General features: G+C 58.4%; 24 protein-coding genes. 13 read left to right on the top strand and 11 right to left on the bottom strand.

From position 1 onward, the window contains the following. Positions 1-77: 77 nt before the first annotated feature. Together FBZ97_RS31660 and FBZ97_RS31655 are read left to right on the top strand one after the other, a co-directional pair. A complete protein-coding gene (locus FBZ97_RS31660) occupies positions 78-1,025 on the top strand; it encodes a 2-hydroxyacid dehydrogenase (RefSeq protein ID WP_145323767.1) in 948 nt (315 codons plus the stop codon). Positions 1,026-1,036: 11 nt separating this feature from the next. Next, the gene (locus FBZ97_RS31655) at positions 1,037-2,068 is read left to right on the top strand and encodes an L-idonate 5-dehydrogenase (RefSeq protein WP_145323769.1); all 1,032 of its coding nucleotides are present in this window, start codon (positions 1,037-1,039) and stop codon (positions 2,066-2,068) included. Between the two features lie 61 nt (positions 2,069-2,129). Here FBZ97_RS31655 and FBZ97_RS31650 read toward each other — a convergent pair whose 3' ends face one another. Then, positions 2,130-2,549, bottom strand: a complete 420-nt coding sequence (locus tag FBZ97_RS31650; RefSeq protein ID WP_145323771.1) for a heme-binding protein — start codon at positions 2,547-2,549, stop codon at positions 2,130-2,132. Between the two features lie 90 nt (positions 2,550-2,639). Here FBZ97_RS31650 and FBZ97_RS31645 point away from each other — a divergent pair, with 90 nt between their 5' ends. Continuing rightward, positions 2,640-3,530 carry an SMP-30/gluconolactonase/LRE family protein gene (locus FBZ97_RS31645; RefSeq protein ID WP_145323773.1) on the top strand — a complete coding sequence of 297 codons (891 nt, stop codon included), beginning with the start codon at positions 2,640-2,642 and terminating at the stop codon, positions 3,528-3,530. Positions 3,531-3,719: 189 nt separating this feature from the next. Here FBZ97_RS31645 and FBZ97_RS31640 read toward each other — a convergent pair whose 3' ends face one another. Further along, positions 3,720-3,923, bottom strand: a complete 204-nt coding sequence (locus tag FBZ97_RS31640) for a hypothetical protein (protein ID WP_113332788.1) — start codon at positions 3,921-3,923, stop codon at positions 3,720-3,722. Positions 3,924-4,250: 327 nt separating this feature from the next. On the opposite strand from FBZ97_RS31640, the gene FBZ97_RS31635 reads away from it, so the two are divergent. Then, on the top strand, positions 4,251-4,607 hold the full coding sequence (locus FBZ97_RS31635; RefSeq protein WP_113332789.1) for a metalloregulator ArsR/SmtB family transcription factor: 357 nt from the start codon (positions 4,251-4,253) through the stop codon (positions 4,605-4,607). Between the two features lie 95 nt (positions 4,608-4,702). On the opposite strand, the gene queE is transcribed toward FBZ97_RS31635, so the two are convergent. The 4 genes from queE to FBZ97_RS31615 form a co-directional block, all read right to left on the bottom strand. Continuing rightward, entirely contained in the window at positions 4,703-5,431 is a 729-nt protein-coding gene (gene queE, locus FBZ97_RS31630) for a 7-carboxy-7-deazaguanine synthase QueE (protein ID WP_113352420.1), read from the bottom strand. Next, on the bottom strand, positions 5,428-5,784 hold the full coding sequence (gene queD, locus FBZ97_RS31625; RefSeq protein ID WP_113332791.1) for a 6-carboxytetrahydropterin synthase QueD: 357 nt from the start codon (positions 5,782-5,784) through the stop codon (positions 5,428-5,430). The genes queE and queD overlap by 4 nt, the downstream gene beginning before the upstream one ends. Beyond that, positions 5,784-6,494: a 7-cyano-7-deazaguanine synthase QueC gene (gene queC, locus FBZ97_RS31620; protein WP_145323775.1), complete on the bottom strand. Its 711-nt coding sequence runs from the start codon at positions 6,492-6,494 to the stop codon at positions 5,784-5,786. The genes queD and queC overlap by 1 nt, the downstream gene beginning before the upstream one ends. A gap of 167 nt (positions 6,495-6,661) precedes the next feature. Continuing rightward, complete coding sequence (locus tag FBZ97_RS31615; RefSeq protein WP_145323777.1) at positions 6,662-7,768, bottom strand: aldo/keto reductase; 1,107 nt, start codon at positions 7,766-7,768, stop codon at positions 6,662-6,664. A 133-nt stretch (positions 7,769-7,901) separates the two neighbouring features. Between FBZ97_RS31615 and FBZ97_RS31610 the strand changes: the two genes are divergently transcribed. Both FBZ97_RS31610 and FBZ97_RS31605 read left to right on the top strand, forming a co-directional pair. Continuing rightward, positions 7,902-8,798, top strand: coding sequence for a LysR family transcriptional regulator (locus tag FBZ97_RS31610; protein WP_145323779.1), 897 nt, complete (start codon positions 7,902-7,904; stop codon positions 8,796-8,798). Positions 8,799-9,058: 260 nt separating this feature from the next. Continuing rightward, positions 9,059-9,466 (top strand): helix-turn-helix transcriptional regulator, encoded by a 408-nt coding sequence (locus FBZ97_RS31605; protein ID WP_113352489.1) that lies wholly within the window; start codon positions 9,059-9,061, stop codon positions 9,464-9,466. Positions 9,467-9,598: 132 nt separating this feature from the next. On the opposite strand, the gene FBZ97_RS31600 is transcribed toward FBZ97_RS31605, so the two are convergent. Further along, on the bottom strand, positions 9,599-10,879 hold the full coding sequence (locus tag FBZ97_RS31600) for a TadE/TadG family type IV pilus assembly protein (protein ID WP_145323918.1): 1,281 nt from the start codon (positions 10,877-10,879) through the stop codon (positions 9,599-9,601). 519 nt (positions 10,880-11,398) lie between these two features. On the opposite strand from FBZ97_RS31600, the gene FBZ97_RS31595 reads away from it, so the two are divergent. Further along, positions 11,399-13,477, top strand: coding sequence for a bifunctional diguanylate cyclase/phosphodiesterase (locus FBZ97_RS31595; protein WP_145323781.1), 2,079 nt, complete (start codon positions 11,399-11,401; stop codon positions 13,475-13,477). Positions 13,478-13,577: 100 nt separating this feature from the next. Here FBZ97_RS31595 and FBZ97_RS31590 read toward each other — a convergent pair whose 3' ends face one another. Then, complete coding sequence (locus FBZ97_RS31590; RefSeq protein WP_145323783.1) at positions 13,578-16,049, bottom strand: glycoside hydrolase family 3 C-terminal domain-containing protein; 2,472 nt, start codon at positions 16,047-16,049, stop codon at positions 13,578-13,580. A 328-nt stretch (positions 16,050-16,377) separates the two neighbouring features. Here FBZ97_RS31590 and FBZ97_RS31585 point away from each other — a divergent pair, with 328 nt between their 5' ends. Next, positions 16,378-17,052 carry a transglutaminase-like cysteine peptidase gene (locus tag FBZ97_RS31585; RefSeq protein WP_145323785.1) on the top strand — a complete coding sequence of 225 codons (675 nt, stop codon included), beginning with the start codon at positions 16,378-16,380 and terminating at the stop codon, positions 17,050-17,052. Here the strand turns inward: FBZ97_RS31585 and FBZ97_RS31580 are convergent. Continuing rightward, positions 17,040-17,375, bottom strand: coding sequence for a hypothetical protein (locus FBZ97_RS31580; RefSeq protein WP_145323787.1), 336 nt, complete (start codon positions 17,373-17,375; stop codon positions 17,040-17,042). The two genes, FBZ97_RS31585 and FBZ97_RS31580, sit on opposite strands and share 13 nt — an antisense overlap. 202 nt (positions 17,376-17,577) lie before the next feature. Here FBZ97_RS31580 and FBZ97_RS31575 point away from each other — a divergent pair, with 202 nt between their 5' ends. After that, on the top strand, positions 17,578-18,555 hold the full coding sequence (locus tag FBZ97_RS31575) for a DUF1402 family protein (protein ID WP_145323789.1): 978 nt from the start codon (positions 17,578-17,580) through the stop codon (positions 18,553-18,555). Between the two features lie 37 nt (positions 18,556-18,592). On the opposite strand, the gene FBZ97_RS31570 is transcribed toward FBZ97_RS31575, so the two are convergent. Further along, positions 18,593-19,210, bottom strand: a complete 618-nt coding sequence (locus tag FBZ97_RS31570; RefSeq protein ID WP_113390115.1) for a hypothetical protein — start codon at positions 19,208-19,210, stop codon at positions 18,593-18,595. A 422-nt stretch (positions 19,211-19,632) separates the two neighbouring features. Between FBZ97_RS31570 and FBZ97_RS31565 the strand changes: the two genes are divergently transcribed. Next, complete coding sequence (locus tag FBZ97_RS31565; RefSeq protein ID WP_145323791.1) at positions 19,633-19,872, top strand: hypothetical protein; 240 nt, start codon at positions 19,633-19,635, stop codon at positions 19,870-19,872. A gap of 16 nt (positions 19,873-19,888) precedes the next feature. Here the strand turns inward: FBZ97_RS31565 and FBZ97_RS31560 are convergent, their stop codons facing one another. Further along, positions 19,889-21,016: an ROK family transcriptional regulator gene (locus FBZ97_RS31560; protein WP_145323794.1), complete on the bottom strand. Its 1,128-nt coding sequence runs from the start codon at positions 21,014-21,016 to the stop codon at positions 19,889-19,891. Positions 21,017-21,250: 234 nt separating this feature from the next. Here FBZ97_RS31560 and FBZ97_RS31555 point away from each other — a divergent pair, with 234 nt between their 5' ends. The 3 genes from FBZ97_RS31555 to FBZ97_RS31545 all read left to right on the top strand — a co-directional run bounded on the left by FBZ97_RS31555 (position 21,251) and on the right by FBZ97_RS31545 (position 25,089). Next, positions 21,251-22,123, top strand: a complete 873-nt coding sequence (locus FBZ97_RS31555) for a glycerophosphodiester phosphodiesterase family protein (RefSeq protein ID WP_145323796.1) — start codon at positions 21,251-21,253, stop codon at positions 22,121-22,123. A 411-nt stretch (positions 22,124-22,534) separates the two neighbouring features. Beyond that, positions 22,535-24,019 carry a lipopolysaccharide biosynthesis protein gene (locus FBZ97_RS31550; RefSeq protein ID WP_145323798.1) on the top strand — a complete coding sequence of 495 codons (1,485 nt, stop codon included), beginning with the start codon at positions 22,535-22,537 and terminating at the stop codon, positions 24,017-24,019. Between the two features lie 59 nt (positions 24,020-24,078). Further along, entirely contained in the window at positions 24,079-25,089 is a 1,011-nt protein-coding gene (locus tag FBZ97_RS31545) for a polysaccharide pyruvyl transferase family protein (protein ID WP_145323800.1), read from the top strand. Position 25,090: the final 1 nt, after the last annotated feature.

Here is a 25,090-nt window from a genome sequence, read left to right as displayed (position 1 = left end):
CGTTTTTTATCTCGACATTGGTCGCCTCCCTTGTTTATGTTATCGATAACATTTGATGTCAAGGGAGGATGCGTGAGATGAACAAACCACCGATCCTGCAGATTGGCCCCTACCCGCAATGGGATCAAGAGCCGCTCGACGCAGCGTTCCAGGTTCATCGCTATTTCGAGGTTGCCGACAAGGACAAGTTGCTCGCCGAGGTCGGACCGTCGATCAGGGGTATTGCGACACGCGGCGAACTCGGTGCCAACCGCGCCATGATCGAGGCCTGTCCCAAACTGGAAGTCATTTCGGTCTATGGCGTTGGCTTCGATGCCGTCGACCTGCAGGCCTGCCGCGAGCGTGGCATTCGCGTCACCAACACCCCCGACGTCCTGACCAACGATGTCGCGGATTTGGGAATTGCGATGATGCTCTGCCTGTCGCGCGGCATGATCGGTGCGGAGACATGGGTGCGTGACGGCAGCTGGGCACAAAAGGGGCTTTATCCCCTCAAGCGCCGCGTCTGGGGGCGGCGTGCCGGCGTGCTCGGTCTTGGCCGCATCGGCTTCGAAGTCGCCAAACGCCTGAAGGGCTTCGACATGCAGATTGCCTATTCGGACGTCGAGGCGAAATCCTACGCCTCCGACATGACCTTCGTGGCCGATCCCGTCGAGCTCGCGACACAATCGGATTTCCTGTTCGTCACGCTCGCCGCTTCAGCGGCGACGCGGCATATTGTCGGTCATAAGGTGATCGAGGCGCTCGGCCCGGAAGGGATGTTGATCAACATCTCCCGCGCGTCCAATATAGACGAAGAGGCACTCCTTGACGCACTGGAGGCCGGCAAGCTCGGATCGGCAGCGCTCGACGTCTTCGAAGGCGAGCCGAAACTCAATCCGCGCTTCCTGGCGCTGAACAATGTGCTGCTGCAGCCTCACCATGCCTCCGGCACGGTCGAGACGCGCAAGGCCATGGGTAAGCTCGTGCGCGACAATCTCGCCGCTCATTTCGCCGGCCAGGCGCTGCCGACACCCGTTCTTTGAGGGAGAAAGACATGAAGGCCATCATCGCCCACGCCGCCAAGGATGTGCGTATCGAGGATTATCCGGCGGAAGAACCGGGTGCGGGAGAGGTCAAGCTGAAGCTCGCAACCGGCGGCGTCTGCGGCAGCGACCTGCACTACTACCATCACGGCGGCTTCGGCACCGTGCGCCTGAAGGAGCCGATGATCCTTGGGCACGAGGTCAGCGCGACCGTCACCGCGCTCGGCCCGGGCGTGCAAGGGCTCGAGATCGGTCAGCTCGTTGCCGTCTCCCCCTCCCGCCCATGCCGGACTTGCCGCTACTGTCTGCAGGGATTGCCCAATCAGTGCCTCAACATGCGCTTTTATGGCAGCGCCATGCCCTTCCCGCACATCCAGGGTGCGTTCCGCGAGACGCTGGTGGCCGATGCCATCCAATGCGTGCCAGCCGATGGTCTGACGCCGGGTGAAGCGGCCATGGCGGAGCCTTTGGCCGTGACCTTGCATGCCACGCGTCGCGCGGGCGAGATGCTCGGCAAGCGCGTTCTGGTAACCGGCTGTGGTCCGATCGGTGTTCTCTCGATCCTGGCCGCACGCCGTGCCGGTGCCGTCGAGATCGTCGCAACAGATCTTTCGGATTTCACCTTATCGCTTGCCAGGCAAGCGGGTGCCGACAGGGTCATCAATACAAAGAACGAGCCCGAAGCGCTTGCCGCCTATTCCGCAGATAAGGGCACTTTCGACGTGCTCTACGAATGCTCCGGCGCTGCCGCTGCCCTCGTCGGCGGTATTGCGGCACTGAGGCCGCGAGGGATCATCGTACAGCTTGGTATCGGAGGCGACATGAGCTTGCCGATGCTGGCGATCACGGCCAAGGAACTGGAACTACGCGGCTCTTTCCGCTTTCATGAGGAGTTTACCGTCGGCGTCGATCTGATGCGCAAGCGTCTCATCGATGTGCGGCCGCTCATCACCCATACGGTACCGCTTGCCGACGCGATCAGCGCCTTCGAGATCGCTTCGGATCGAAGCCAGGCGATGAAGGCGCAGATCGCCTTTACCTGAACCGAAACGGCGCGAAATCCACCGATCGAAAGCGAAAATGGATTTCGCGCTCAGGTCCGGCCTAGTCGAGATCGGCGCCGATCGCTTTGAGTGCAGCGCGCGCAACCTGCTCGTCCTGCTCGCCTGACCCGGAACCAACGCCGATACCGCCGACAAGCGTGCCGCCGACACGGATGGGCAAGCCCCCGCGCAAACCCGTCATGCCGCCATGGGTCGCGATCGCCAGCGGCACTCGCGCATGCTCCGGCAGCGAATGGCTCGGCCCGCCGATGGAAGCAGCCGTCTGTGCCTTGGCAGTGGCGCTTTTCAGCGACTGAAAACGTGAACCGTGCATGCGGAAGGACCCTAGCATCACGCCGGATTGATCGACGATGACGATGCATTGCGGCTGCCCCATCTGCGAAGCAGCCGAGATCGCAGCGGTCAACAACGTCATCACTCCTTCGTCGCTCAAGACACTCGACGCCAGAACATGGCTCATGCACTATCCTCCCGACTTGCGGACTCTATTGAATATGTTATCGATAACACATCGATCTCTCGATGTAACCTTATGGGAGGTATTGTTACAATGTCGTTCTTCGAGATCATGGACCCGGCCTTCGGGAAATTTGTTCTTGGCAATGCTCCCGTCAAGCAGATCGCCACCGGTTTCGACTGGGTGGAAGGGCCTGTCTGGTTCGGAGATCTGAACTGCCTGCTCTTCTCGGATATCCCGAATAACCGCATCATGCGCTGGATACCGGGGCTGGGCACCAGCATCTTTCGCGAACCCTCGAATTTTTCGAACGGCCATACGCGTGACCGGCAGGGCCGGCTCGTCAGCTGCGAGCATGGCGGCAGGCGTGTCACGCGAACGGAATATGACGGCTCCATCACGGTCATCGCCGACCGCTATCAGGGCAAACGGCTGAATTCGCCCAACGACGTCATCGTCGCCTCGGACGGCGCCATCTGGTTCACCGATCCGCACTACGGCATCGCGACGGACTACGAAGGATACAGGAGTGAGCAGGAGCTGCCCTGCAATGTTTATCGCGTCGATCCCGATGGCTCCATGCAGGCCGTCCTGACGGATTTCAACTGCCCGAACGGCCTCGCCTTCAGCCCTGACGAGAAGAAGCTTTATGTCGCCGATACCGGTCGCATGCATGGCAGCGATCCGCAGCATATCCGGGTCTTCAATGTCGGTGAAAACTGGCGGCTATCCGGCGGCGAAGTATTCCATGCGATTTCACCGGGCTGCGCCGACGGCATGCGCCTCGACAGCGATGGCAATCTCTGGTCGTCGGCCGCCGACGGTGTGCATTGCATCGCCCCCGACGGGCATCTCATGGGCAAGATCCTGGTGCCGGAAACGGTCTCCAACCTCTGCTTCGGCGGCCGCGGCAAGCACAAGCTGTTCATCACAGCGACGACCAGCGTTTATTCGATCTCGCTCAACCGAAGCGGCGCACTTTAACACCAGGGCTGGGACCGCATTACGAAACGATCCGTAAAGCGGCGCAGCAACAAGGACAGCCCTATCGAGGCTTCGGAAAAGCCAGCGATCCTGGATTGCTTGGAGACCGGTAGAGACGTTCAATACGGAAATGCTGCAGCGACAATCGCCGGGATCATCTGGCGATCGTCGCTGTCGGATGACGGAATATCAGCGCAGGTCGGCTTGCGATACGGAACGTACCGCCGCATGCGCAATCGACGCGAGATTGGCGGACAAGGCGCGTTCTTGCCTGCGTGCAGCATCCTGCAGCAGATCCGCCATCCGGGTTATGGATATGCGATCTGCGCGCATGACCTGGCGGATCAGCGGATCTTTAAGAACTTCGGCGATCGTCAAGTCCCTTTGGGTCATGGTTACCTCCTGTTCGTTAGCGCAGAAGATAGACCGCTTAATTAGCACTGCGATGTCAAAAGCCGGACAAAAACAAGGCAGTTCGTTCAATTTTGTTACAGATTAATCGCAAATCGAATGAACGGACATATTCCCAAAATACAATAGGACCCTAGTTGTCGGCTAAGGAAGGGTTGATCAATTGCGATCAGCCTTAAGTGGGAGGGCCGTTTGCTCCGCGAACGCGCAACGTTTTTGCAATAAATTAGACCATAATTTTGCAACTTTTGCGTCTATAGTCTCGCGGTGCTGCGGCTCTGTAGTGTAACACCAACGATCGGCCACGCGATGTACTCAGATCAGTCCACAGAAGACGAGCGTCTCATCTATCATGCAGATCTTCTCAGCCAGCTCTCCAATCCCAAGCGCCTGGAGGTCTGTATTCATCTGTCCGGCCATGAGGAAGATGTGAACAGCCTGGCCAAGAAGCTGGGCATATCGCAATCGGCGCTCAGCCAGCACCTGACCCGCCTGCATCATTCCGGTATCGTAAAAGTGCGCCGTCAGGCGCAGTTCAGATATTATACCTGCGATCATCCAGGCGTCCTGCAGATCCTGAAGACGCTTGCCGGGATTTTCGACGCCGAACTCAAACCGGCGAGACCGAAGACCGGCGACAATGACGATCACGACAAAAAACCATGACAAAGAGCCGATGCGGCTTTGCCGCCATCGGCCACCGAATGCGAATTTCGGATGTCGATGGATCGCGCAGGCATGCTATGGCCAATCGCAATTGCTCACACGCCGCGCCTGTTTCCCCAGATAATCACATGCAATTGCGGCAGCACCCTCGCTTCGAACCATCGGTCATCGCCGACCTTTTCCACGAGCCAGCGCATCCTTTCGACGATGCCGTCGATATCGACAAGCGCATCTTCTGCATCGGCTGGCGGCGGCGTGTGATTGCCGGGTTGCAGATAGACGGACAATTGGGGATAGCGAGCGGCCGCGTCCCGCGCATATTCATAGTCGAGATCGTCGAATATGACGATCTTCAAAGCGATTTGCGGTCCGTCGCCTGCCATGCGCAGACAGTCGTCGAAGGCGATCCAGTCCGTCGTCATGCCACTCGAAGGTGGCTTCGGGCTGAGCACCAGCACATCGAGTTCGGCAAACCACTCCTTGGCCAGGCTCCCTTGAGTCTCCAGCGCGAAGCGATATCCCTCCGCATGACCGCGTGCAATCAGCGGGCCGAGCGGCTGGATCGCGGGATTGCCGCCGGAAAGCGAGATCGTCAGCGGCTTGCCGCCGGAAAGCCTCTTCACCTCTTGCCAGATCTCATCGACCGGCATCGGCCGCCATTGGTCGCGATAGTCGCTGTCGACGGCATGCAGCGTATCGCACCAGGAGCAGCGATAATCGCAGCCACCGGTGCGCACGAAAATCGTCGGAAGACCGATCAGGATCCCCTCGCCCTGAATCGTCGGCCCGAAGATCTCGCTGACGCGGATGAGCGCGCCGCTCATGGCCGGTATTCCGCCCAGGTCTTCGGCGTCTCGCTGACCCGCACAGCGGATGCTTCCGGCAATCGTTCCTTGCACCAGTCGTAGAAATGCTTGGCGAGATATTCGGACGTGACGCGATCGTGTCCGAAGACATCGTTCAGATGACGATGATCGAAGGTTTCATCGATATAGCGCTTTAACGGCTGTAGCTCATGATAGTCTCGCACGAAGCCGTTCTGATCGAGTTCTGTTGCTGAAAGCTCCACCACGACGATGTAATTGTGCCCGTGCATGCGCGCGCACTGGTGATCATCGGGCAGATGCGAAAGCTGATGCGAGGCGGAGAAGTGGAATTCCTTGGTGATGCGGTACATCACTTCACCTCTTCGGCCGAAAAGCCCGACGTCGCAGCAATCCAGAAATCGGCATCCTCATATTCGGTCGGATCCTCAATGCCGGCGAGATGAAAGGCCTCGCGCCGCTCAACGCAGGTGCCGCAGCGGCCGCAATGACGTTTCCCGCCCTTGTAGCAGGACCAGGTTTCGGCAAAGGGGGTCTTGTGCCGGGCACCGTCGGCAACGATATCCGCCTTGGAAATCGTCACATAGGGCGCATAGAGCGAAACGCTGGCATAGCCGTCGAGCGCATGGTGCTGCATCTGCTGGAAGGCGTCTATGAAACCCGGGCGACAGTCGGGATAGATGAAATGATCGCCGCCATGAACCGCGACGGCAACAGCGTCCGCTTTTTGTGCAGCCGCAAGCCCGAAGGCGATCGCCAGCATGATCGCATTGCGGTTCGGCACGACCGTCGCCTTCATGGTTTCCTCGGCATAGTGCCCATCCGGCACCGCGACATCATCTGTCAGAGCCGATCCGGTCAAATGCTTGCCGATGGCGGTGATGTCGATGATCTCATGCGGCACGCCGAGACGCTTGGCGCAGGCGCTTGCGAATTCCAGCTCCTTGCGGTGCCTTTGACCGTAATCGAAGGAGACGAGGCCGATAAGCTGATACTCGGCTGCGACCTTATGGGCGAGCGAAACGGAGTCCAATCCGCCGGAGCAGATCACGATAGTCTTCATAATTCAGGATCCCTTGTTTTGACCGGGTGGGCTGCGACCGGATTTCATGGGCTCTTCAAAGCCACGGCCAGCTCACTAGCAGCAGAACCGGGAGGAAACAAGGCATTCCGCAACATTTCATGGCAACGCGCCGGCACCTGCCGGCGCGTTGCGTTTTTGTAAGGCCGTCAGCTGACACCCGCAAATTTCCCCGAAATATTCAGATCGGGATAGTAACCTGCCGGCTTGCCGCCGACCGTTTGGCCGCCCGTGAGGCTGCCCTGGATCTCCGAGCCGAAGAAGGAATAGGGGAAAGTCGCCTGTAGGGCGCTGACCTCGTCCAGGCGCCGCCGCAGTTCGTCCGGTATCGTGAACTCAAGGGCGCCGAGATTGTCCCTCAGTTGTTCCAGTTTCGTGGCGCCAATGATGATCGAGGCAATACCAGGCTGGGTCATTGCCCAGTTGGCCGCGACCTGCGCCATGCTGCGGCCGAGCTCGGCCGCCACCTTCTCCAGCTCGGCAACAACAGCCCAATTGCGCTCGTTGAATTTCTGGAAACCTGGATTGGTCGTACCACGCACGGTTTCCAGCCGGCCGGCGGTCTGCCCCTCACTGCTCGGCCGATATTTGCCGCTCAGCAGACCGCTCGCAAGCGGGCTCCAGGCCATGATACCTGCCCCGTAGCGTGTACCAAACGGCACGAATTCATTTTCGATGTTGCGTTCGGCCAGCGAATATTCGAGCTGAAGTGCGGAGATCGGCTCGTAGCCGCGATGTTCGGCCACCGCCTGGGCTCTGCTGGCGTACCATGCCGGAACATCGGACAAACCAACATGCCGCACCTTGCCGGAGCGGACCAGGTCATCGAAGGTGCGCATCACCTCCTCTGGCGGCGTCAGGCGATCCCAGCAATGCATGAGATAGAGATCGATATAATCCGTGTTGAGCCGTTTCAACGACCCTTCGACGGCCCGCAGGATATTCTTGCGGCCATTGCCGGCCGCATTCGGCGTTTGTGCGGTAAGGTTCATGGTGAACTTGGTTGCGATGACGGCGTCGTCGCGCAAGCCGCGCTCGGCGATGAATTCACCGAGCCAAGCCTCAGACGTACCGCCCGTATAGGCATCGGCAGTGTCGAAGAAATTGCCGCCGGCGTCGACATAAGTATTGAAGATCGCCCGTGCCGTTTCCTTGTCTGCCCCCCAACCCCATTCCGTGCCGAAGGTCATGGTGCCAAGGGCGAGCCGTGTTACCTTCAAGCCGCTATTGCCCAGCGTATAAAATTCCATGCTCATCGCTCTGCTCCTCTTTGGCTAACCGGGCGTATCGACGACCGACCCGGCGATGCGTAATGCACCTAGAGTCGCTGTTTTCAGGCTATTCGATAAGATTATTTAATTTGCATGCATTATGCGATATGGTGCAGCAATGGATCGCGATCTGCTGCCACATCTGCCCATCGTCGCCGCCGTGGCCCGCCGCGGAGGGTTTGCCGCCGCCGCCAGCGAACTGGGCATGAGCGCATCGGCCGTTAGCCATGCCGTTCGGCTCGTGGAAGAACGGCTCGGCCAGCCCCTCTTTGCCCGCACGACGCGGAGTGTGGCGCTGACCGAGGCCGGCAAGAGCCTGATCGCCACCATCACCCCGGCGCTGGAGGACATTCACGACCGCATCGAGCGTATCAGGGCCGTCAAGGGCAGACCAAGCGGACTGTTGCGCATCAACGCATCCCGCATCAGCCTGCCGCTGGCAGTCACCCGCGTGATCGCAGCGATGGCCGAACGCTATCCCGAAATCGAAGTGGAAATCTTCTCCGATGAAAGGCTGACCGATATCGTCTCCGAGGGTTTCGACGCCGGCATCCGCGTCGGCGAAATGATCGCGCAGGACATGGTCGCCGTTCGCCTCACCCCTCCTTTCCGATCCATCGTCGTCGCTTCGCCTGGATATATCGGGCGTTTCGGGCGTCCAAACACGCTTGCGGAGCTCTCCAACCATAATTGTATCGGCTACCGCCTGATCCGCTCCGGCGGCCTTTATCAATGGGAATTCGTCGAGAATGGCCGGGATGTCGCGGTGACGGTGAATGGCCAGGCGATCGTCACCGAAGCACATTCGGCCATAGAGCTGGCCGTTGCAGGCGTGGGATTGGCCTATGTCTTCGAACCGCTGGTCAAGGCGGAGATCACATCCGGCAGGCTTGTTCACCTTCTAGGTGACTATGCGGTGACGGAAGCAGGCCTTTTTCTCTACTTTCCGCGTCGTGCCGAGCTGGCCCCGAAACTCAGGGCTTTCATCGACACGGTACGACAGATCAATCGTTGAGTCGCTCCTCGGCAGGCAAAAAGCGCCATTTGCTTCCCATCGACATGCTAACGAATGGTCAAATCGCGCAGCCATTGTACGAAATACGCACGAAATGCAGCGCTGGATCGCAATTCAGCTGAATCGCGATTGCCGTCTCTCACGGCACTCGGCAGTCATAGTTGGAAAGCTCCGCCAATGAGGGCATGCATGGGTTCGGGGCATTCGCCCTCGCCTCCTGTCGGTCGGATTGGCAGCTTCCCGGTCTGAAAGAGGAACTCGTGCAAGATATTTCGAAGAGAAAGCCGCCCAGCCCGATCGATATCGAAGTCGGCAAACGCATCCGCGCGCAACGGCGCCTGCTGGGTATGAGCCAATCGGCGCTTGCCGAAAAACTGGGCCTGACCTTTCAGCAGGTTCAGAAATACGAAAAAGGCGCCAACCGTGTCGGCGCAAGTCGCCTGCAACATGTTGCCGACTGTCTTGGCGTCCCGATCTCGCACTTCTTCGATAACGCAGCCTTCGACAACCCTGTTTCGACCGAGGAAGCAAGAGTGATCCGCAACGACCTCGTCGGTTTCATTTCGTCCGAAGAAGGTATTGAGCTCAACCGAGCCTTTGCAAAGATCAAGGATGTGAGGACCCGACAGAAGATCGTCGGCCTGCTCAAGTCGCTGGCGTTGACTTAAAGCAATTCCGGAATAAGTGCGCAGCGGCTTTCCGTCCGAATTTACGAAACAAAGTGATGGAGCGGTTTGACGATTCCGTGAAGCCCCAAACCGCTTCAGCCTTCATTGCCCCGACAATTCAATGCTTTGCCGTCAGCTTGTGATACGTGGCGTACGAATGACCTTCAGGAACAGGGCGTTCATAGCGTCCGAGATGCCTTGCGTCGGACTCACCTCGAAATAGAGGCCGGGTGAGGCGCAAGTCTGCAAATTGGTGCCGATCTGCGATTGAAAGGGTGCGATCCACTGGTTGTACCAAGGGTTTGTCGGCAGGGGAAAATAGGTCGTATAGAGGATAGCGATCTTGATGTTCTGGTTCTTCAAGGGCTGACAGAAGGTGGTGTCGAGCGGCTCCTGGCAACGCCCGCCCGTCGTCGGCTTGGTGCAGGTGTTGGGTTTTTTGCTGTCACCGACGCCGTCAGTGACAAGGAAGAGGACCTTCTGACGATCGGAAGTGGTCTTTCCGCTGCCGCCCGTACCAATGATCGGCCCGAGTTGCGTCAGCACCGTATCAAAACTTGTATCCTCATCGCTGTTGTCGTTCTGTCCTAGAACAACCATCAGATCCACGTTGTTCTTGCTGACGGCACCGCTAACCTGCGCCATATCGGATGACAGCGGCGATACGTTGGTCAAGCCAATTGTCGTCGTGTCTTTGCCGAATGTATAGACGGCCATTCTGTACTGATCGGGTGTTACTCGGTTGTGCACGGCGGTATCGGTCAGCGACTGTGTCGCCTGGCGAACGACGTCGATACGCGTATTGATCTTCAGTACATTCGTCGCAAGATTGTAATAGTCGCTCGTTGAACCTTTAATATGGCACGCAAAGGCACATTTGTCTGACGTGTTTGCCACCATTTTATCAATATCGGCCATGGTAGCGCCGATCCCCATGGAAGGCGTGTTATCGAGCAGCATGTAGAAATCCATGAAGTTCGCCGTCTGATACTGCGCAGATGCCGAGCCGCTGACGGGAATAGACGTCTTGCCGATGACCTGGCTTAGTGTCGTCGGTACGTTCGCCGAAAAATTGACCGTGGAAGAGACGATATTTCCCGTGCGCGTTACCCCGGCGCTGACGCTGACCGGTATATTCTGAAGATCGCTGGACGCCTGGCCGTAGAAGAGCTTGTTGGCGTCGCCTTGACCGATCGTGACGGTGCCGTCGCTTGTCATCGCCATGGCAGCCGCAACCGCCGGAGATGAATCCGCGATTGCACCCACAGCAGCGGCGTCGGCGGCATTTTGCAATTCCGTTCTGACGAGCATCGCATTGGTAACATCGAGCGCCAGACCACCCACCGCGATCAACGGAACGGCAACCAGCGCCGTCGTGATTGCGAAATTCCCCGAACGGTCCGCAAACAGCATCCCTGATAGTTTGCGCAATGCGACAAACGATTGTGGATAGATCCTGAATCTCTTCACGAGCAAGCTCTCTGTAGCATAAGTTGTATTTTCAAAACATTCGCGAATCGAAAGTATTATTACTTTCAAATATACTTATTTATATTATCGAACGAAAATATTTAGATTCTCATAAGAGCAAACCTCTTATTTATACTGCAAAAATTGAGAGGAAATTTACCAAGAATACAGGATATATTCGTCGATCCCGTGGTCGAATTGTATGAAGTTCGATACGGTACTCACACTCCGACGGCCTTAAATCGGGCATAAACCGAACATTTCATAAAGAAAGACGCATGATCCGCAATATATACGCGAGACAGGCACCATAAAAATAACGCAAAAATTGCAAATCTACCCGAAGTATCTTTACCCGATTTTTAGTGTTTACCCGCGAAAGCAATCGCCATCGATTTCAGGTGCGGCAGCCGTCGTTGCAACTGTCTTCTTCGCCCTGATGGCTATGGTTGGGATCTTTACGTGCGCGTTCTTTCCTGCATCTTCACGGAACACAATCTGTGGCTCGTTCTTCTCGCGGCGTTCGTCTGCGTCAGTGGCGGCTGGATCACGCTCAATCTGCTCAAGCGAGCCGAAAGGACGCTCGAACTTCAGCGTGGCGGCTGGATCTTTCTGACGGCGGTGGCAGCTGGATCTTCGATCTGGTGCACGCATTTCATTGCCATGCTGGCCTACGAGGTCGGTGCGCCGGTCACCTTCGATCCGATCCTGACGATGGCCTCCTTTCTTTTGGCTGCCATCGGCTGTGCCGGCGGTTTTGCGATCGCCTTGTCGCGCGTGCCGCGCGTTGCACCGGAATTCGGCGGAGCCGTCGTCGGCCTTGCCATCACCACCATGCACTATACAGGCATGCTGGCCTATCACGTCGACGGGATCGTTGAGTGGAACCAGGGCTATGTTGTTGCCTCCGTCGCACTTTCGGTGATTTTTGCGGCGCTTGCGCTCAATCAGGCGGTGCGCCGGCCTTGGCAGCTCTCCCCGATCGCCGGCCTCGCTCTTTTCGTCATCGCCGTGGTTTCGCTTCACTTTACGGCAATGACCGCCGTATCAGTTACCCCCCTTGTAACCGGCGCAGCCATCGCTGACGCCTACGCACTGAAGGCCATGGCCGTTGCCGTGGCGGGCGGTGGATTGCTTATCATCGGCACCGGTGTGGCAAGCTATATGATCGACGAGCGAGCCTCGCGCGAATCCATCGAAAAACTTCAGCATATGGCCCTCAACGACCTGCTGACGGGCCTGCCCAATCGCAGCAGCTTTGCCGACCATCTTCAACGCGAGATGGGACATGCCAGCGAAGACGGCGTAAAGCTTGCAGTCATCGGCATCGACCTCGATCGCTTCAAGGAAATCAACGACCTGCGAGGACACAAGGCTGGCGACCAGGCACTCAAGGCGATTGGACGCCGGCTGCTCCGCCTCGTCAGGGACGGCGAGTTCGTCGCACGCGTCGGTGGTGACGAGTTTGCCGCGGCCAAGCGCTTCCGGGAGCAGAGCGAACTGCTGGATTTCGTTGCCCGACTGGAGAAGGTCCTGTTCGAGCCCATCCGGATCGACGATTTCGAGACGGCGACAGGGGCCAGCATCGGCGTTGCCGTCTATCCGGACGATGGCGTCGACCAGGAGCGCCTCGTCAGCAATGCCGATCTCGCAATGTATCGCGCCAAGGCCGATATCGGCCGTGCAGTCTGCTTTTATGAATCCAAGATGGATGAAGCTGCCCGCGCCCGTCATACGCTGGCCCAGGACCTGCGCCGCGCTGTCGAACTGGATCAGCTCGACCTGCACTATCAGGTGCAGACCTCGGTTCGCACAGGGCAGATCTGCGGCTACGAGGTCCTCGTCCGCTGGCATCACCCCGAGCATGGTGCTGTGCCGCCTTCGGAATTCATTCCGATCGCCGAAGAAAGCGGCACGATCCTTATCATCGGCGAATGGGTTTTACGCACGGCCTGCAAGGAGGCAGCGTCATGGGAGCAGCCCTACAAGATCGCCGTCAACCTATCACCCGTACAATTTGCTCATGCCGATCTCGCAAAACTCGTTCATGCGATCCTTATCGAGACCGGCCTTGCTCCGTCGCGGCTGGAGCTTGAGATTACCGAATCCACAATCATTGCCGACAAAACTCGTACTTTACATGTCCTGCGACAGATCCGGGCTCTTGGCGTGACCGTTGCCATCGACGATTTCGGAACAGGATATTCGTCGCTCGATACGCTTCGCTCCTTCCCCTTCGACAAGATCAAGCTCGATCGCTCCTTCATGAACGAAGTGGATCACAGCATTCAGGCAAAAGCGATCGTCCGCGCCGTGCTCACGCTCGGCAAGAGCCTGGATATCCCTGTTCTCGCGGAAGGCGTCGAGACCAACCATCAGCTCGAAATCCTCCGTGTCGAGGGTTGCGACGAGGCGCAAGGCTTCTTCCTTGGCCGGCCGAAGCCCGTCGCGCAGATCTTTCAAGTGGAGACATCGGCAGAGGACGACGAGGCATCGGCATTTTCCGGCCGGTTGCCGCCCTATCGCATGCGTCGACGCTAGGACGTTCCTCACGCGTCAATGCAAAATCCGCAGCAATTACAGGGCGCGGACCTGCGCCTCCTTTCCTTCTTCGATTTGGTCAGCCGCTCCGTTCGCAATATCAGATCGAGCGGTCCGAAACCTCGCCGATCCATTCGCTCGTGAGCTCGATTGCAACTGTGGAGCGGATATCGAGAGCATTGGCGGCCACGAGAAGCTCATAGCGACCGGCGATAGCTCGAAATGTTCCCGTCTGCTCGTCGAAATAGCTCAGATCGCGTGGGCGCACGACAAGCGAAGCCGTCCCCCTTTCACCCGGCATCAGCCGAAGCTTGGCAAAGGCACGTAACTCCTTGTCCGGCCGCTCGACTGCCGAAGCAGGCGCGCGCACATAAAGCTGCACGAGTTCGGAACCGGTTCTGTCGCCGATATTGGTGACATCGACCATGATGGTGATGCCCTCCGCGCCCATCGTCGTTGCCGAAGCTTGCGCCTCGCCCCAGGAAAATCGCGTATAGCCAAGACCGAAGCCGAAGGGGAACAAGGGCTCGATATCGCGCGTATCGTGATGACGATATCCGACGAAAACGCCCTCAGCATAGCGCACATGCCCATCCTTGCCAGGATAGGTCGACGCATCACCAACCATGGCGGAGTTATCCGACAAACGCTTCGGGAAGGTCTGTGGCAGGCGCCCGCCGGGCTCGACATCGCCGAAGAGCACATCGGCAACGGCGTGGCCGAGTTCCTGGCCGGGATACCACATCTGCAGCACGGCCCGAACCTTGTCGAGCCATGGCATCTCGATGGGACCACCGGTCTGCAGCACGACAATCGTATTGGCATTGGCGGCCGCCACCCGGTCGATCAATTCCTCTTGCCGGCCCGGCAGACGCATGTCAGGCAGATCGAGTCCTTCCGTATCCCATTCGCCGTCGCGGCCGACAAAGAGCAGAACGACATCCGCATTTCTTGCCTTCTCAACGGCATCCAGCATGGCCTCTTCACCGAGCGGCTTCTCCACGCCGAAGCGTACCGCCGTCAGATTGATCCCCTCCTCGGTCGTCGCGGAAGAGCAATACTCCACCACCACCTTGTAGCTCTGTCCGGCGTCCAGATGGATGCCTTGCCGCTGCTCGACATTGGCCGTTCCGAAATAATTGTCGCCTCGGGCCCAGCCGTCATAGCCATTCACGACGAGCTTGTCGTCGACAAAGAGCCTGGCAAGGCCTGCATTCGTCATGCCGAATACGTGCTCGCCGCTCTCCGTCGGCACATAGGATGCCGTCATGCGGGCGGAGAACTCATTGGGATCGAGTTCCGAGGACGGCAGGTCGAACCAGAAGAATTCGCCCTTGCTTGCCGTTTCGGTGGCGATCACCGGGCCTGCAAGATCGCGGCCCTTAAAATACTCTACCCGCATCTCACCGGAGAAGACATTGATGAGGCGATTGTTGCGGCAGCCGGGGGCATGGTGAATGCTGTTGGCATTCGATAGTGCCTGCCGGATGCCTTCCAATGGGCTGACCCTGTAGTGGGCGGCAATTTGGGCGCTGCCGCCGCCCATGACACGCGCTTCGGCAGCATTCGGCCCGATAACCGCCACATGCCCAAGGCCTGCCTTCTGCAGCGGCAGAATGCCGTCGTTCTTCAAGAGCACGGCACCCTCGGCTCCGAGCTCGCGGATCAAAGCACGATCCCCAGGCAGATCGAGCGCGTGTTCGCTCAAATCGGGCACCTTCTCGAAGGCGCCGACACGCTCCAGCAATGTCAGAATGCGGCGGGCGGCTTCGCGCACCGTCTTCGGCTCAACCTCGCCATTGCGGACCGTCGCCACCAGCTTTTCGCCACGGTCGCGCGTCGGACCGGGCATTTCGAGATCGAGCCCGGCATTGATGGTCGCCGCCGTCGAATGCGAACCGAACCAGTCCGACATGACGATGCCGTCGAAACCCCACTCCTGTCGCAAAACTTTGGTCAGCAGCCAGGGATGCTCGCTCGTATAGGTGCCGTTCAGCCGGTTGTAGGAGGACATGACGGCCATGACGCCGGCTTTCTTCACAGCCTGCTCGAACGGCGGCAGATAGATTTCGCGAAGAGCGCGCTCATCGATATCCGACGACATCGTCTGGCGCTCGATCTCGGATTCGTTGCCGGCGAAATGCTTGATCGTGGCCGCAATGCCCTGGCTTTGCACGCCCTGGATATAGGCGATGGCAAGCGCGGCCGTCAGCATCGGATCTTCAGAATAGCATTCGAAATTGCGGCCGTTGAGACCGGAGCGGTGAATATTGACCGTCGGCGCCAACAGCACCGAGGCGCCCTTGCTTTTGGCCTGACCGGCAAGTGCCACACCCATGCGCTCGACAAGGGTCGGATTCCATGTCGCGCCAAGGGCGATGGCGACGGGAAAGCAGGCGGCATTGACGCCGGCAACCAGCGAGCCGGCACCGCGGGCTCCGTTCGGCCCATCCGTAACCTTGATCTTCGGAACACCAAGGCGCTCGACCGGCACCGTGGTCCAGAAATCGGCGCCGGACAGCAGCGAAACCTGCTCTTCAAGCGTCATCCGGTCGAGAATATCGTCGATCATAAAGGCCTCCCGAGCAATTCGCTGGCTGTTCCATCGTCCATCCGCGATGGAGATTCGCATTTAAGACCAACAAATCATAAACACGCCAGATGTTCTTCCGATAGTGCGATATGTGAATGAAATTCCATATCTTTTTTTGCCGACATTCAGGTCGCAGCCGCTACGGAGCACGCTTCGCAACCGATCGGAAATCATAAGTTCGGCACAGGAATGGACGTCCCTGATTGCCGTACCGGTCAAAAGCGCCGGTTCGATAAAATGCGAATAATCTTTTTCCGAATAAATTTGACCGCGTCGGATTTCATGAGCCCAACTCATGGAGCCGAGTATGCGTTCACTTCTAGTCGCTGCAAGCTTTCTCTTCGCCGCCGGCCTGCTGTTTTCGACGGCAACAACGGCAAAACCCGTGGCCAATACCGCCGCGGCACACGCACATCAGTTTGCGCGTGAGGTGACGGATGCGAGCGTGCCCGTCGGCTGGACGAGCTTCTGCAAAGCGCAGCCAGCCGAATGCGTGGCTGGCCAAAAGAGCGTGGAGTTCGCCGATCTCGATCATGACCGCTGGGAGCAGCTGCAGCAGATCAACAGCCTCGTCAATCATGAGATCGAGGGTGTCGGCGACAACGATCATTACGGCATCTACAAGCTCGGCATCATCAACTGGTGGACCTATCCCGACGATGGTGCCGGCAACTGCAATGACTATGTTCTCTTAAAGAAGAAATTGCTCGTGGAAGCAGGCTGGCCGCGATCTGCTCTGCTGCTGACGGTCGTCCTCGATACCCATAACGAAGGACATCTTGTCTTGATGGCGCGCACCAATAATGGCGATCTCATCCTCGACAATCTCACCGATACGGTGAAAAACTGGAGCGGAACGGGCTACACTTTCATCAAGCGCCAGACGGCCGATAATCCGAACAATTGGGTTCGGCTGGAATCCGGTCGCACACCCGAAGAGCTTGCCATGATCAGCAAGGCACTGGCGTCTCACTCGCAGTGATTGGCGGCCCAATAGCTGTCGACCAGGCCTTTCCCATCCTGGTCCAGAATGGCAAAATTGCCGGGGATGACGACGAAGAAGCGTTCTGCACCTTCCGCACCGGCGCCGTCATTCGCAGTTCCCGTATCGACACGACCGCAAACGACGAAGCCCGGCATTCGTTCGCTCGGCTTGGCTTCCAGAATATGGATAGCTGAGGGCGGCACCTCTATGCGCCGCGCGACCGCCGCCTTGGCCAGCGCCGGAACATCCGCCATCGTCGGCAAAACTTCGCCGGGGGCGGCTGCAAGCAAGATGCTCCCTGCGATCACGAGATGTTGCATCGACATCCTTTCGAAAGCCCGGACCACGGGAACGCAACCCTGGACGGCCATATCCCCTATGCCTGTGCAGCCGAGAGCTGCTTTGATCGAAGTTTATTGTGATTCGTGAGACGGAAGAAGCTTACGCTCTTGCCTTCGGATAGCGATCGCGTATCAAGATGGTCCCCGCGCCGGGGAATATTTTTGGAAAGCCACTTTGCGAATGCGAACACGCCTGTCGATACTCCCGGCACTCGGTCTTCTTTTTATCCTTGCATTGACGAACGCGGTTTCTGCGCGTGAGCTCGTGCACGTGCCGCCAGGCAATCGCAACAGCGTTCAGCCGCCCATCCCCAATACTTCGGTACTGCGGGCCAAGGCCTTCAACACCACCTACGACGAAAAATACCAGAAGATCATCGGCGTGCTTCGCGACGACAAGGAGCTGATGGCCTCGATCAGGAAGGCCGGGCAGGCCTATGGGATCGACCCCATCCACATTGTTGGCGCCCTGGTCGGCGAACACACCTACAACATCACGATCGTCAACAGGGTGAAGTCCTACTACGTCAAGGCGCTCGCCTATTCGCAGTCCGATTTCAAGTTCGCCTATAAGGACGTGACGGTCCAAACCTTCCTGAAGAAGCCGGAATTCGCCCATTGCAACGCCTTCACCGGCAGCGCCGAACTTTGGGAATGCCGCGACGAGACCTGGGACAAGAGTTTTCGAGGCAAGGTCATCGATGGTGTCACTTATGAAAACATGACGTTCCAGCGCGCGTTCTTTCAGCCCTTCTTTGCGGGCCAGACCTTCGGTCTTGGCCAGATCAGCCCTTTGACAGCCCTTGAAGTCACCGATCTCGTGCATGCGACCAGCGGCCTGCCGAAGCTTTCCGTCGACGATCCGCAGGCGATCTACCGCGACATCATGGATCCCGATCGCAGCGTGATCTATATTGCCGCCATCGTAAAGGATGCCATTGACGCCTATCGCGCGGAGGGTTTCGACATCACCGACAATCCCGGCCTGACGGCAACGCTTTACAATGTCGGCCAGCCGCGCCGCCGCGCGGCTGCCTTGCGTCAGGCAGCGGATGCTTCGGGCGGGAAGAAACTGCCGGAAGAAAATTATTATGGCTGGCTGGTGAATGACAAACTGCCGGAGCTTCATGGGCTGCTCGGCAGCGACAACAGCCAGTAAGCCGCCAGAACTTTATCCATGAAGAACACCGGTTTGATCAGGCAATCAGGCTGACGCGATCATTGGCAATCTTGTTTTCGACCCAGGCTCTTTCATTCTGCCAATCATGCCGCTTCCATCCCTCCCAGCCAAAGCCGCACAGCTTGATGTCCCACTCCGAGGCGGGAAACCTTGAAAGCGCATAACAGATGCCGAGGAAGCCTGTGCTGGGGAAGACCTTGTGCATGCGACGCCCGGAAATACCGAGCTCGCCGCAGCCGTCAATGTAGGTCTGAGGCGGCATGATGCGGATCTCCTTGCCGGCCCTGCCCAGCAACTCGATTGCCTGCATCGTCCAGTCAGCTTTTCGACCCTGCAGACGCTGGAAGATGTTCGGTCGGGGGTGATATTTGCGAATGATATCGGGGTGATAGGCCAGCATGAAGACCTTTGCGGCCTTAAGCGCGGCATTATCCATGAAGCTCGGATCGAGAAGCCGCCGATACAAGATCTTGCTTGATGCGGCCAGCATGATCATGTCGGTGCGCTCGCCGCTCATGCCTTCGGAAAGAACCGGCTCGTTGAAACGCATGACGAATTGCGCCTCGTCTACGATACCGGCGATATCGCGTTCCAGCTTTCCATTGCCGACAATGATTGCAGTCTTACGCGCCAATGCGGTCGTCCAGAAAATACGGGCCGTGCATTAACAAGCCGTTCTGACAGCACACTGAAACATTGATGATGCAGAACTGAAATCCCCTCGACCGGCCGTTCCAGCACGTCCGGTCGAATTTGATCCGCCTACCAGGCGAGCATATTAGCGGCATCTGCACAGAGCAACCGCAGTGAAAGAGGCTTTGCTGGCAGACCGCGCCAAGTCGCTATAGATTGTTGCCTCTCAATGCCAAAAGCGGATCGAATGGAGAGTTTATGAAGCAAATCGATCGCATGAACTCGACGTCGAACGAGTAGGAGGCTGACCCGTGGGATGCTCCCGACAAGGTGGCGGACTTACAATTCGCCGGATTTCAGAACAGGGCTGCAAAGGCGATTGCCTGGGCTTCCATATTCGGTGCCGACCAGTCGCTGTTCGGCATGGAAGCAAGCGACCTTCGCAGTTTTGATGCCGAATTTCATGCGACGTGTGACGGTGAGGATATGCTTTTGATGCGGCTGATTTGGCATGGCTTCCGCGATCCACCGGAATGGCGGCTCGCGACGCGACCAAGCAACAACGGCGATCTCCCCTGGGCTTCTTGGGGTTATTTCGCCGACCTGCCGGAAAGCTGGCAGATACCGGCTAGTCAAGCGGCGTCATCCGATAATCCTGCATAACGGGCGGTCGGCACGCTCACAAGAAATACCGGAACTTCAACGGCAGCAGGGCCGCGCCGATCGCGCTGGCGTCACCTTCGGTTTCGCTAAGAACCAGCTGAGGCCCGGGCGGCGCGGCACCATAGCGATGCGGACGCTGCGACGGCAGGCGGGCGCGCGCGATCATCATTCGCCCAAGTTCGGGCGGCAGCTGGCCGCCGAAGACGATGGCTTGCGGATCGATCACCCCGGCAAGCGTGGCGATCAGACGGTCGAGCATCGGCATGGTCTCGGAGAGCCAGCTCTCGACGCCAGGCCAGGAAGGGTCGAAATTCTGCTTGAGTTCCTCAAGGGAGCCTATGTCGACACCGCTCTCTCGCAATGTGGCGATGAGATATTGCAAAGCCGGCCGGCGCTGCACTTCGTCGGGATTGTATATGACGCTGAACTCCCCGGCATTCCCATGAAAGCCCAGATAAGGCCTGCCTTCCAGAACAAGGCCGCCGCCAAATCCATAGTTGAAGGACAAGTATGCAAAGGTCTTGCACCAGCGCCCGACACCACGCAAGCTCTCGCCGATTGCGCCCGTTGTTGCGTTGTTTTCCAACCAGGCCGGCAATGCAAAGACATGCTCAAGTTCCGGCTGCAGATCGACCAGAGACCATTCGCGCAGCGGCTCCGGAGCATTGAAACGACGATCATCGCCGACGAAAAAGCCCGACATGGCAAAGCCAAGTCCGATGAGACTTGCGCGCGATATTTCGTGGCGCGTCAGGATCGAACTCAGTTTCTCGGCAAGGATTGCCAGCGTTGCCTTGCGGTCGGCGGGCACGCCGCTGAGCACCTCCTGATCGACGATGTCGCAGCCGAAATCAGCAAGCGACAGTGTCACGGCATCGGTATTGACGGAAATACCAACCGAATAAACCGCCTTCCGTTCCAGTTCGATAGTAGGGCTCGGCTGCCCGCGCGCACCCTTGAATGGCGCACCGGCGCGAAGCAAGCCGCGAGCTGTCAGTGTCTCGACGAGCCGATGCACCGATTGCTGCGTCAAATTGGTGTGGGCCGTAATGGTCGCGCGCGGGATTGGCTCGCGGCTGCGGACAATATCGAGGATGAGGCGCTCGTTCTCGCTTGCCAGTGGGGATTTTTCAAGCGCTGCCATGAGTGCAATCCTGCTTCCTGTCATGCCGACTTAGCCTGTGCCTGTCAGCGCACAATCCGAACCACATATTCGCGGCTCTCGTCATAAATATTACACTTTATGTGTATTAATAACCATAGCAACGATCGGTGCCAATACATCGCGTCGGCCACACCCATTTGTGCTCACATTCGACATCGAACCTCGCATCCGCCCGTTCCGCCTGAGAACCGACAGCTCACGAAAGCTTTTCCCATGCATAGCCAGACCGCCACATCGCCCTCATCCCGCAATGCCGATATCTACGACCTCCTCTCCCGGGCCAATACGAACATTCTGACGATCGCCCATCGCGGGCTTTGGTCGGTAGCTCCCGAAAATTCGTTGGCGGCAATCCGTGCGGCAGCCGAGCTTGGGGTGGAATTCGTCGAAATCGACACGCAGGCGACCGCCGACGGCCATCTCGTCGTCATTCACGACAAGACGCTGGACCGCACCACCTCCGCCAAGGGTGTCGTCGGAGCGAGCAGTTTCGCCACAGTCCGCGATGCACGATTGCGTGCCAGTGCCGGCGGAGAGCTGGCTGTAATGACGGATGAACGCGTTCCCACGCTCGAAGAAGCGCTGGAAGAGGCACGCGGGCGCGTCTTCGTCAATATCGACACGAAATTCCCCCGCGAACTGCCGCAGGTCATTGCTGCAGTGCGGCGGCTGGGTGCCGAAGATCACGTCATCATCAAGTCCGATGTCGAGCCGCAAAGCGGCTGCTTTCCGGTACTGGACGCCGATTGGTTCGGCTCGATCCCGCATATGCCGATGTTTCCCGTCCGACCTGGAAAATTCACCGAGGATCTCAGGATGATCGAATCGCTCGAGGCGCCAATGATCGAGGTGAAATTTACCGACATTGCCGATCTTGCCGCCGGGCGCGAGGAACTGGAGCGTCAAAATATCCGGCTCTGGATCAATACACTCGACGTCTCCCATAATCTCGACTTCAACGACAGCCGCGCACTCGGCGACCCCGAAGGCGTCTGGGGAGCACTCGTTGGCGCCGGCGTCGGTGCCATCCAGACCGACACGAATGTCGAATTCAAGCGGTGGCTCGCGAACAGAGGCGCCAACTGACAGGATCTTCGGCAACGGCAAGACAGAAAAGCCCGGGCGGTCTTCCGATCGTCCGGGCTTCTCCGTCCTGGCGCGGCAGTTATCCGCATCGAAACATATTTTCCCTGCGAAAGGGCTTGCCTCCCATAAGCGGAGCCGGTCGAGATCGTCTCCCTATGGGGACAAATGCTGCACCCGCGAAAAAAATGATGCGGAGATGAATTAAAACTGACGCGAAAATGAACTGGAAATGTTGACTTAAGGATTCACTGAACTAGTTCCCGCTGAGACGCCGGGGTCCGCCCCATCCACAGCGACCATATGAATCTGCATAATTCTGCGCAGCCGTTCCAGCCGTAAGACGTTGGTACGGCACGGGATATCTGTGCGGTTAAGAGGTCGCATCACAGCGCAGTGGGACTTCAGTATCGCATGAGCAGCATCACGGGACGGCTCGTCAAGGGAAGCATGTGGTTAAGCCTATCTCGAACCATCGTGAACGGGCTTGCAACACTCAGCACCTTCGTCTTGGCCCGCTATCTAGCGCCGGCTGATTTCGGCGTCGTCGCCCTCGGCATGACGATATTGATGATCGTTACGACCGTTACCGAGCTTTCCCTTTCCGAGGCGCTGATCCGCCATGATGCACCGGATGAATCCCATTTCAGTGCTGCCTGGACGCTGAATGCCGCACGCGGGCTGGCGATCTGCATCCTGTTTGCGATCTTTGCCTATCCGGCAGCCGCCCTGTTCAATGAGCCGAGGCTGACGGGTGTCATGTTCGCTCTTGGCATCAGCATGCTGATGGGCGGCCTTACGAATCCGCGGCGCATTATGCTGCAGCGCGATCTGATCTTCTGGCAGGAGTTCGTGCTCGCCGTTTCGCAGAAATTCGCGGGCTTCGTCGTCTCGGTTGCGATCGCGATCATCTATCAAAGCTATTGGGCACTCGTCGTCGGCACGCTGATCAGCCAGGCGACGAACGTCATTGTCTCCTATCTCGTGCTGCCGTTCCGGCCCAGGATCACCTTCCAGCACATGCGGGAGTTCTTCTCCTTCTCCGCTTGGCTGACCGCAGGCCAGATCGTCAGCACGCTGAACTGGCGCTTCGACTATCTGCTTGTCGGTAAGATGCTTGGCGGCATCCAGCTCGGCTATTATTCGGTCGGCAGTAACCTCGCCATGATGCCGACGCGGGAGGCGACCGCCCCCCTCACCCAGACGATCTATCCGGCTTTCGCTGGCATTCACAACGATCCAGGCAGGCTCGCCGCCGCCTATCAGCGTGTTCAGGCACTGGTTGCCGCTGTAGCTCTTCCAGCCGGCATCGGCGTTGCCGTGACCGCCGATCCGTTGGTGAGGCTCGCGCTCGGCGACAAATGGACGCCCGTCATCTTTATCATCCAGTCGCTTGCGTCTGTTTTTGCGCTGCAGACGCTGGGCTCGCTGGTGCAGCCACTCGGCATGGCCAAAGGCGAGACGCGCGTGCTCTTCGTCCGAGACACGCAGATGTTCTGCCTGCGCGTGCCGATCATGATAGGCGGCCTGCTGCTCTATGGTCTTCCGGGGGTCATTGCCGGCCGCGTCTTCACGGGCCTCTTCAGTACCGCGGTCAACATGATGCTCGTACGGCGCTTCACCGGCATCAGCGTCGCCAGGCAATTGTCGGTGAACCTTCGGGCACTCGCGAGCGTCGCCATCATGGCGGCAGGCGTCTCGCTCGCCTCGAGCCATCTTGCCTACACGGACGACAAGCTCGTGCTCGTGACGCATCTCGCCATCCTGATCCTGCTTGGCGGCCTGCTCTATTGCGGTTCGACGTTCCTGCTGTGGACGTTGATGAGGCGGCCGGCCGGCCCGGAAACGGAGGTACGAAACATACTCGGCAAAGTGCTCCCGAGACTTCGTCCTGCCTGAAAACGCGCGGCCGATGTCGGCCGGAGACTGACCTGTCATCTAAACGGGGGAATGGGGAAATGACGTTACAATCAAATCAACAGCTGATCGCGAAGCTGGACAACATGATCCACGATTGCCTGAAGGATTACATCAGCAAAGATGAGCCGCTGGCGATCCTCGATTTTCCTGACATCCGCAATTGCGGCGACTCCGCCATTTGGCTCGGCGAAATGGCCTATCTCAACCGGCGATATGGCAAGCGGCCGACCTATGTCTCGCGGATCGACGACTTCTCGCCCGAGCAACTCGAGCGCACCATGCCGACCGGTCCAATCTTCATTCATGGCGGCGGCAATTTCGGCGACATCTGGGATGCGCATCAGGACTTTCGCGAACGGATTCTGGAACGATTTCCCAATCGGCAGGTAATCCAGTTCCCGCAATCCATCCATTACAAGTCGCAGGCACGCATAGAGGAAAGCGCCCGCGTCATCGGACGCCACAAGCATTTCGTATTGCTCGTGCGCGACGAAGAATCGAAAGAGTTCGCCCATAAGCACTTCGACTGCGAAGTGCGTCTTTGCCCGGACATGGCCTTCAGCATCGGAACGATCCGGCCGGATGAACCGGAATTTGACGTCCTTGCCATGTTGAGATCGGATCTCGAGAAGGTCGGAGACGCCAACCTTTCTGCCTATCCCGACATTCCGAAAGAAGACTGGACGACTGAATCCGCCAAGCGTGTACGTATCTCCAAAGCCTTCGGTGCAGCAACGGCTTTGCTCGCCCTCAAGCCGGCCGAGATACGGCTGCGCAAGCTCGACGCGGCGGCGCATAACCGGTTGCGGCGCGGCATCCGCCAGATTTCCCGCGGCCGCGCGATCGTCACAGACCGGTTGCATGTCCACATCTGCTCGATCCTGCTTGGACGACCGCATGCCGTGCTGGACAATAGCTACGGCAAGATACGTCGGTTCATGGCGGCATTTTCCGGCGGCACCGATCTCGCCTACCGCGCGACCTCTCTCGAAGACGGTATCGCCTGGGCGCGTAATCAGGCTACACAACCATTGGCACCGGCCGCCTGAC

It is taken from the genome of Rhizobium sp. ERR 942 (genome assembly GCF_007828395.1).
GTDB lineage: Bacteria > Pseudomonadota > Alphaproteobacteria > Rhizobiales > Rhizobiaceae > Rhizobium > Rhizobium dioscoreae.
This window is presented reverse-complemented; position numbering and strand designations above follow the sequence as displayed.